11 protein-coding genes are annotated in these 8,645 nt (G+C 50.9%); 2 read left to right on the plus strand and 9 right to left on the minus strand.

Features of this window, described 5'->3' with window-relative positions:
- Nucleotides 1-178: 178 nt before the first annotated feature.
- On the plus strand, nt 179-868 hold the full coding sequence (locus HMPREF3107_RS06885) for a DUF3578 domain-containing protein (RefSeq protein WP_070454521.1): 690 nt from the start codon (nt 179-181) through the stop codon (nt 866-868).
- Nucleotides 869-963: 95 nt separating this feature from the next.
- Nucleotides 964-1,386 carry a protein NO VEIN domain-containing protein gene (locus tag HMPREF3107_RS06890; RefSeq protein ID WP_141742848.1) on the plus strand — a complete coding sequence of 141 codons (423 nt, stop codon included), beginning with the start codon at nt 964-966 and terminating at the stop codon, nt 1,384-1,386.
- Between the two features lie 165 nt (nt 1,387-1,551).
- Here HMPREF3107_RS06890 and HMPREF3107_RS06895 read toward each other — a convergent pair whose 3' ends face one another.
- The 9 genes from HMPREF3107_RS06895 to HMPREF3107_RS06935 form a co-directional block, all read right to left on the minus strand.
- The gene (locus HMPREF3107_RS06895; protein ID WP_070454525.1) at nt 1,552-2,613 is read right to left on the minus strand and encodes a nucleotidyltransferase domain-containing protein; all 1,062 of its coding nucleotides are present in this window, start codon (nt 2,611-2,613) and stop codon (nt 1,552-1,554) included.
- A 34-nt stretch (nt 2,614-2,647) separates the two neighbouring features.
- The gene (locus tag HMPREF3107_RS06900) at nt 2,648-3,334 is read right to left on the minus strand and encodes a cysteine synthase (RefSeq protein ID WP_070454527.1); all 687 of its coding nucleotides are present in this window, start codon (nt 3,332-3,334) and stop codon (nt 2,648-2,650) included.
- A gap of 162 nt (nt 3,335-3,496) precedes the next feature.
- Nucleotides 3,497-4,255: a nucleotidyltransferase domain-containing protein gene (locus HMPREF3107_RS06905; RefSeq protein WP_070454529.1), complete on the minus strand. Its 759-nt coding sequence runs from the start codon at nt 4,253-4,255 to the stop codon at nt 3,497-3,499.
- A 90-nt stretch (nt 4,256-4,345) separates the two neighbouring features.
- Nucleotides 4,346-5,638, minus strand: coding sequence for a histidinol dehydrogenase (gene hisD, locus HMPREF3107_RS06910; RefSeq protein WP_070454531.1), 1,293 nt, complete (start codon nt 5,636-5,638; stop codon nt 4,346-4,348).
- A 133-nt stretch (nt 5,639-5,771) separates the two neighbouring features.
- Nucleotides 5,772-6,218, minus strand: coding sequence for an ExbD/TolR family protein (locus tag HMPREF3107_RS06915; RefSeq protein WP_040666383.1), 447 nt, complete (start codon nt 6,216-6,218; stop codon nt 5,772-5,774).
- Between the two features lie 3 nt (nt 6,219-6,221).
- A complete protein-coding gene (locus HMPREF3107_RS06920; RefSeq protein WP_070454533.1) occupies nt 6,222-6,890 on the minus strand; it encodes a MotA/TolQ/ExbB proton channel family protein in 669 nt (222 codons plus the stop codon).
- A gap of 84 nt (nt 6,891-6,974) precedes the next feature.
- Nucleotides 6,975-7,889 (minus strand): energy transducer TonB, encoded by a 915-nt coding sequence (locus tag HMPREF3107_RS06925; protein ID WP_070454536.1) that lies wholly within the window; start codon nt 7,887-7,889, stop codon nt 6,975-6,977.
- A 116-nt stretch (nt 7,890-8,005) separates the two neighbouring features.
- Nucleotides 8,006-8,431, minus strand: coding sequence for a hypothetical protein (locus HMPREF3107_RS06930; protein WP_141742849.1), 426 nt, complete (start codon nt 8,429-8,431; stop codon nt 8,006-8,008).
- Nucleotides 8,401-8,580: a hypothetical protein gene (locus HMPREF3107_RS06935; RefSeq protein WP_070454540.1), complete on the minus strand. Its 180-nt coding sequence runs from the start codon at nt 8,578-8,580 to the stop codon at nt 8,401-8,403. The genes HMPREF3107_RS06930 and HMPREF3107_RS06935 overlap by 31 nt, the downstream gene beginning before the upstream one ends.
- Between the last annotated feature and the right edge of the window lie 65 nt (nt 8,581-8,645).

Below are 8,645 nucleotides of genomic sequence, written 5' to 3' on the forward strand. Positions count from 1 at the left end.
TCTGTTATGGAAAGTTGCACTTCAAATGCGAATCCGCTGTCGTCTGAAAACAGGTTTTCAGACGACCTTTTGAAATTTATTTTTTTATTAATTATTCTGTAGTTTTCGCCTTTATTATAATTGTATATCAATATGATATAAATTACTTTTGGAAGCGATTTATATAAAAGGAGCGAAAATGGCTAATTTACATTCTTATTTGAAAAAAGTTTTAAAAGAATATGGATCTGAAAAAAATAAGTCATTTGGAGGTAATAAGTTTGCGAAGGACATTAAAACAGATGCAGAAGATGTAATTCCCAATAATTTGTTTCCTAGAGATGAATACATGATTAATGTTTCTTGTGGTCGAGGCAGATGGGCGGATGTTCCATGGGTAGCAGTATTTTACAAAGATTTAAGTACATCAGCACAGGAAGGATATTACATTGTTTATCTTTTTAGAGCTGATGGTACAGGTGTTTATTTATCTCTAAATCAAGGCTACACATGTTTCCAAGAAAAATTTAAATCGAAAGCTAAGGAAAAGATAGAAAAGGTTAGTAAATATTGGCGTGCTAATTTAAATTTTTTATCTAACAAAAACAATCCTGGTTTTACAACAGATTCTATTGATTTAAAATCTGGAAATAGCTTGCCGAAGGGATACGAGTTAGGAAATATTTGCAGTAAATTCTATAGTACAGACGAATTTTCAAGTATTCGTGATGAGGAGCTACTGAAGGATTTAGAATATCTAAAAATGATGTTTACCGAATTAAGAGGATTAATGTCTCCGAATAACTTTAAAGATTTTAATAATAAAATTTTAGACAGTGTACTTATAGAGGACCTTGAGGTTAGAATTATAAAAAAAATCTTAGTATAAGTAAACTAGGTGAACAGGTTTCTATTCCAACAGGCTTATCTTTTAGTGAAACGAAATCTAATCCTAAAATAGTGAAAAAAGATTATATTAAGGAGTTGAAACGAAATACTGAGCAGGGTATGGAAGCTGAAAGATTAGTTTTGAATCTTGAAATTGAGCGTGCTAAGAGGGATTCTAAATTACAACAGAATGTTGATGACATTCAGCACGTGGCTTTGAATGAAGGCGATGGTTTGGGATATGATATTAAATCTATTTATTTTGATGAAGTTACAAATAAGGTTAAGCCATTGTATATTGAAGTCAAGTCAACAATAGGTGGGATAAATTCACCTTTTTACTTATCTGCTAATGAAAAAAGAGTAGCTGAAGAAAAAGGAAAAGAATACTCTATTTATAGATTATTTAGAAATGATAATGGAGATTGGGATTATTATATTATTAATGATCCACATGAAGCTCTAGAATATGAACCAATACAATATAGAGTAGTACCTAAATCTAATAGGAGAGAGTAAAGTCTCGAAAAATATTGTAGTTACAATAGTCGAATTAAAATAATGGAGTGAGTCATTACCCAACATTTTGTTTATGGGGCTGACGTTTAGTCGAAATGCAGCGATTTTTTAAAGTCAATTCGTGATAAACATCGTCGCTCCCATTTTCAGACGACCTTTCGCCATCTAGCCATAAATGCTTTCCCTGACTGAAACCAAAGCCGCCAACGCTGAAGCGGCATTTACCGTTTCGGGCAGGTTGGAAGCGTCGAACGCTGTTTCCACTTCTGCCATCAGCCGTTCTGCTTTTTCCAGCAGTGCTTCGTAGGAGGATTCGCCGCGTTTGATGGCGAGCAGTTCGTCGCGGTTGGGGCGGCGCGGGCGGATTTCGCCGTAGCGGGCGATGTCGCGGGCGGTTTCGAGCAGGCGGAAGGTGTGCATCATGTTTTTGGCGTCGTAGCCTTGTCCGTGTGCCTGCGTGCCTTGGTAGCGCGTTTCGTTACGTTCCACCAGCCATTGCTGATAGGACGCGTATTCGCGGCAGTAGCTGCTGTATCCGTCCTGGTTGAAGGAGAGGTAGGCGAGCGGGGTTTCGCCTTCGGGAACGGAGCTGAGGGAGAGGTTGGTGGCTTCGGGTTTGGGCGCGACGCCGTGGTAGCCGCGCGTGCCGTCGGGGTCGTAAAACAGGGCGTAGAGTTCGCGGGCGTGGGCGATTTTGACCAAGCCGACGCGCCGTTGTTCCATTCCGTGTTGCGAAAGCCAGTGTCGCAGCGGCACGGTTTGCGCGCCTTCTACGATGTGGCAGAAATCGAGCACGCTTTTCTTTTCAGACGACATCGGGTTGCTGATTTTCTTGTTCAGCCCGCGTGCTTTTTTGATTTGCCCGTAGGCGTATCCGGCGAAACTCTGGCGGCAGGCTTTGGACACAAACCATTCGGTTTTGAACGCATCCATCAGTGGCGAGCGGTAGCGCACGCAGTCGGGCGGCGAGGCGAGCAGCTCCAGCGTGTTTGGGTTGCTTTGCAGCAAAAGCTCGATAAACCGCCCCAGTTCGTAATAAACGATGTCGTTGGTTTCATTGCTGATTTGCGGGATGTATTCCATACCGTAAAACATGGATTTGGGTAGGTAAAATACGCCTTTGATGTCGGTATCGGATTCGGGCGTCGCCAAACCGTAGGCGCGGCTGCCGGAAACGGCTTCGAGCAGAAGCAGGTTTTGTGTGTGCAAGTCTTCGATGGTGAGCATTTTCAGACGACCTTTTGTGATTGATGGCTGAAACCTATTCCAGCCAAGCCAAATATTGCGCCTGTGTCAAAATTTTCGGCGCGGCGTTTTTTTCTTCCAGCAGCGGTGCGATATAGAGCAAATCCGTGCCGTGCCACGCATAGAAGTCTATTTCTCCATCGTAATCATCCCAAAAATTCGGAATATATTCGTAGAGAGCATCGGTCATGCGTGGCGGGGCGGACATGGGGTTGCTGAAATCTGCCAGCAGCAGGGAATAGGGAGCAGCCCAATAGCAGCCGCCCACTGCCAACATATCGTTGGCGGGATTGTAATGCGCTTCCGTCCAGATAAATGTTTCCGTGCCATCCAGCGCGGCATGCGGCAGATACTGCATAATTTCCCCTGTGGCAAAGTCCAGTACGCTGTATCCGTACAAATCCTGACGGAACAATAAATAATTCCTGCCGTTGCTGTGGGCGATATATTGGTAAAACGCGGCGGAATCGTCCAGCGACTGCCACTGCGTTACCGTACTGCCCGCCGAATCGCACAGCCGGCACAGGCTGCCGCTCAAATTGCGCCCACCTGCTTCGCCGGCGTAACTGTCGATGTGCAACGTATGCTGCGTGGGAAATGTCAGTACACACTGTTCGGTGCGGTTCTGCGGCGAAAACAGGGGTTGCGTAGCCTGCTGAATGGCGAGGTATTCGGGGGATTGGGCGGCGTTGGTGCGGGGCATATTCCGGCTTTTCGTATGATTTGTTTGATAATAAGATTTCAGGCTGGATACTTGTATCCGAAAATACTTTGACAATCCTATTATTACCATCCATTTTCACAATACCCAAAATGTCAGATTCGAGAGTTCGACCTAACTGTTGTTGTGCGGGCTGCTTTTGCTTTACGGATAAACTGCTGCCAAAGTTTCGCGGAACAATTCGTTCAGCGGCCCGCTGTCGGCAGCTTGGGCGGCAGGGGCGGATAATTCGGAAACTTCGTTATATAAATCAACGGTCAATCGTTGCAATTTGGGCGGCAGCGTATGCAGGTAACTTTCATCCTGTTCCGCCTTGATGGCCACCAAATCGGTGATTTGGACGGCGCAGTCCGTTTGCCATTCGCTCATCAGTTCCGCCAGCGTCATCGGCGGGATGCCGCCTTGTTTCACCGCCCATCGTGCCGCGAGCAGCGGACGCAGGACGTAAAACCATTTTTTCAGTTTGACGGGGCGCGCCAAATCCATGTTTCTCAAAGCGTTGCCCGCGATGCCGCGATAATGGTGCAGCAGCGCGGCGGCTTGGACGTATTGCGGCGCAAGCGCGTTCAGACGGCCTGTGAAATCATCGTCCTGCGTATAAACCATCGGCGAACGCAGCCATTCGAGCAGTGTGGCATTGCTTTTCCGCAGCAGGCGCAATGTTTTGCGGATGTCCCAGCCGCCCACGTCAAACCATTGGTTTTCGATAAATTCAAACGTGTCTTTCGCTTCGTCGATTTGCAGATAATATGGTTGCGGGCGGATATAAATGGCGCGCACGTCGTAATCGCTGTCGGGCGAGGCAAAGCCCCAGGCGCGGCTGCCGCTCTCTACCGCCATCAGGAAATGCAGCGGCTCGGTATGGGCGATGTGGGTGAGTTTTTCTTGAATCGTTTGTTTCATGATGTTTCTTTTGATATAGGTCGTCTGAAAATCCTAAAAACAGGTTTTCAGACGACCTTTGCTTTTTGATGGATGGCGGGTTCGGCCGAATCAGTCTTTCAATCTGAATTCCGCCGCGCGCGCGTGGGCGGTCAGGCTTTCGCCGTGTGCCAACACGCTGGCGATTTTCCCCAGTTTCTGCGCGCCTTGTTCGGAGACTTGGATCAGGCTGGAGCGTTTTTGGAAGTCGTAAGTGCCCAGCGGCGAGGAGAAGCGGGCGGTGCGGCTGGTGGGCAGGACGTGGTTGGGGCCGGCGCAGTAGTCGCCGAGGCTTTCGCTGGTGTAGCGTCCCATGAAAATCGCGCCGGCGTGGCGGATTTTTTTCGCCCATTCCTGCGGGTTTTCTACCGACAATTCCAAGTGTTCGGGGGAAATGTAGTTGGCGATTTCGCAGGCTTCGTCCAAGTCTTTGGCGAGTATCATCGCGCCCCTGTTGCCTAGCGAGGCTTCGATGATGTCGCGGCGGGGCATGGTTTCGATGAGGCGGGTCATGGCGGCTTGGACTTCGTCGAGGTAGGGTTGCGACGTGCCGATAAGGATGGCTTGGGCGATTTCGTCGTGTTCGGCCTGGCTGAACAAATCCATCGCCACCCAGTCGGCGGGCGTGGTGCCGTCGGCGATGACGAGGATTTCAGACGGTCCCGCCACCATGTCGATGCCGACCACGCCGAACACGCGGCGTTTGGCGGCGGCGACGAAGGCGTTGCCCGGGCCGGTGATTTTATCGACCTGCGGTACGGACTCGGTGCCGTAGGCGAGGGCGGCAACCGCCTGCGCACCGCCGACGGTAAAGACTTTGGTAACGCCCGCGACGAAGGCGGCGGCAAGTACGATGTCGTTGCGTTCGCCTTTGGGCGTGGGGACAACCATGATGATTTCTTTCACACCGGCGACATGGGCGGGCATGGCGTTCATGATGACGGAACTCGGATACGCAGCTTTGCCGCCGGGGACGTAAATACCGACGCGGTCAAGCGGTGTAATTTGTTGTCCCAACAGCGTGCCGTCTTCGTCTTCATACGTCCACGATTCCATTTTTTGGCGTTGGTGGTAGCTTTCGACCCGTGCGGCGGCGGTTTTCAAGGCGGTTTGAATTTCGGGCTGCAAACGCTCAAACGCTGCCTGTAAATCATCTTGGGTGAGGATGAGGTCGGTTATGGTTTGGGCGGACGTACCGTCGAAGCGGTTGGTGTATTCGATGAGCGCCGCATCGCCGCGCTTTTGCACGTCGGCGCAGATGTCGGCGACAATGCGGTCGATTTCGGGATTCTGCGCGGTCTCAAAAGCCAGCAGGGCTTTGAGTTCGGCTTGGAAAGAGGGGGATTGGGTGGTCAGTTTTTTCATGGCGTCAGTGGCGTGGTTGATGGGGTTGCGGACTGATTTTACGCTTTTGTGCGAAGACGGTTAAGGGAATATGTGCAGAAAATGAATGAGGCCGTCTGAAAAATGGTTTTCAGACGGCCTGAGGTTAGGCGGTTTATTGTCCGCCGTTGGTATTTTTGACTTCGGTGTTGAAGCCGATTTTTTTGATTTTGGCTTCCTTGGCAATGTCGATGGCTTGGATGACGGTGCCGTAATCAACGTCTTTGGAGGCATCCACAGCCAGGATTACATCCGGGTTTTTGGTGACGGCGGCGGAAAATGCTGCCGCCAGCTGCTCTTTCGGTGTAGGGGTCGTACCCCGGTCGATGAAGTATTGCCCCTTGTCGTCCACAGACAGCCACATCGGTTCTTTCGGTTTCTGCTCTTCTTCGCCCTTCACGGTTTCTGCGGCGGTCGGCAGGCTGATTTGGATGGAGTGGGTCAGTACGGGCATGGTAATCATGAATACGATCAGTAAAACCAGCATCACATCTACCAGCGGGGTTACGTTGATGTCGCTTACGGGCGAGTCTTCGCCGCCGTCGTGCATGGAGAAGGACATGGTTTACTCCTTGTCTTTTTTGTTCAATATTTGAACGTGCAGGTCGTGGCCGAAAGCATGCAAATCTTGTTGCAGGGTTTTATTGCCGCGCACTAAGAAATTGTAGCTCAAAACGGCGGGAATGGCGGCGAACAGGCCGAATGCCGTGGCAACCAGTGCTTCGCCGATCGGGCCGGCAACGGCAGCGATGCTGACCTGGCCGCTTTGTCCGATATTGACTAAGGCGTGATAGATGCCCCATACCGTGCCGAACAGGCCAATAAACGGCGCACTGGAACCGATGGAGGCCAGTGCGGTCAGGCCGCCTTCGAAGCCGCGCATAATCTGTCCTTGGTTGTGATGGATCTGATGCAGCAGATATTGGCTGAAGGGTACGCCGGAAGCCAAATCGGTATCTTGGTTTCGATGGAAGAATTCGTCTGCTTTGACTGCGTCCAATAACATATTGCTCATTGGTGCATCTTCGTTTTCGCGGGCAATGCGGATGGCATCTTCCCAAGATTTCGCGCCCCAAATCCGGTCTTTGACACGGGCGTTGGCTTTTTTGGCCCTGCGGAGTTTGATGGTGCGGACGATCATCACCGTCCAAGTGGCCAGGCTCATGATGACGAGGATGAGGAAGGCGGCGATGAGGACGGGGTCGCCTTGTCTGAAAACGTGTAATAAATCCATGTTTGCTGCTTTCTTTCGTTTATGGTTGATTGAAAATTTCTGTTTAGGCCGTTTTCAGACGGCCTGAACGGTATGTTGCACTTTTTAAGGGAGCTTGAAAGTAATTCTTGCACCCTTGAAGCGTACCCATTTGCCGCCGGTGTTGTAATGACCGGCGCGGGCACCTTTCTGTGCTGCCCTGTCGAGGCGGGAATAGCCGCTGCTTTTGGTTACTTTGACTTCGGTTACCTGTCCGCTCGGATCAACAAGCAAATCCATGACTACCGTGCCTTCTTCCCCGTCGTCGATAGATTGGGGCGGGTAGGCAGGTACGCCGAGGTTGCCGCCGGCTTTTACAATGGCATTGCCTGCGCTGCTTCCTGTACCGCCGCCGTCTCCATGACCGCTACCGCTGCCGGAACCGCTGCCCGGGCCTGTACCCGTGCCTTCTCCCGAACCTTTGCCGCCGCCCGATCCGCCGCCGCTGCCCGTGCTGCCGGGTTTGCCGTGCGCTTTGGGATCAGTTCCCTTCCCTTCGCCGGTACCTGTTCCGCCGGGGGCGGTGTATGCTGGCTGTTTTGGAGGAGTCGGCGCGGTTTGGGCCGGAGGAAGCGGTTTAGGTTCCGGTTTAGGTTCCGGTTTTGGCTCGGGTTTCGGTTCTTCTTTGGCTATGCGGATATCGGCTTTTTCCGTTTGGGTAATTACGGGTTTGATTTTTGGTTTTTCCGCTTCTTTGACTACGGGTTTGGGTTTGATTTTTTCCGGCTTGGGCGGCTCGACCGGTTTGGGCGGTTCGGGCTGTGCCTGCTGCTGTTTCAGCTCGGGCGCAGGAGCGGCTTCGGGTTCGCCACCTCCGCCGCCACCGGGCAGACCAAGCCCGCCCAAATCGACAAATTCCATGTCTTGGATTGTCGGTGGTAAGGAAAGGGGATTTAAAAACATCAGCAGTGCGAATAATGCAACGTGCATCAAGGTAACAAATCCCAATATGGAAAAGGTAAGTAGGCGATCGTTTTTCATAGGGGCGGTATACTAATAAAAATTATTCCTGATTTCAAGCAGTTTTTTTATGATTTACCCCTGTTTACGCCGTTTATTTGTTAATTAGGCTTTTGGGTGTTGAAAAATAGGTGTTTTCAGACGGCCTTGCCGGTGTTTTGTTTGTTGTTTTTGCGTTGGCGGCGCATGCGTTTGCGCATCGCGCTGCCGGTAATGAGCGACCATGACAGCAGGAGGTTGAATTGCAGCAGGATGACGAGCAGGACGGTTTTGGCCAGTTGGGGCAGTGTTTGCCCATCGAGAATGGGGCGGGAGAAGATTTGGCGGTAGTCGCGGGAGATGAAGTAAATCATGGCCAGCCACATCAGCCAGGTCAGCGTGGTCAGGACGAAATGGCGGATGAGGATGCGGCGGTTACGGTAGCGGGGGCGTGTGATGATCATCAGTTGCCCTAAATCGCGGGATCGGCGGCTGGTCATGCGGTTGGTTTTCGGGTGGTCGGTTTCGGCAGTTTGATTTTTCAGACGGCCTGTTATTGTAATCCCCTGTCGGGGCTGATCCATGTGGCTGCACGATTTTTATCGCGGAAAACGGCACGGGGGAAACCGTGCAGCAGGGTGAGTCCGTTCAGCAGCCAAAAGGCATAGGGGTACCAGATGCAGTGGAAAAAGTAGCGGTACAGCCCGGTTTCGTAGCGGCTGTCGATTATCATGCTGACGGAAAATTGCAGCAGGAACAGACAGAAAGAGACCTTTGCAAAATCCCCCTAAAATCCCC

Source organism: Neisseria sp. HMSC31F04 (assembly GCF_001807735.1).
GTDB lineage: Bacteria > Pseudomonadota > Gammaproteobacteria > Burkholderiales > Neisseriaceae > Neisseria > Neisseria elongata.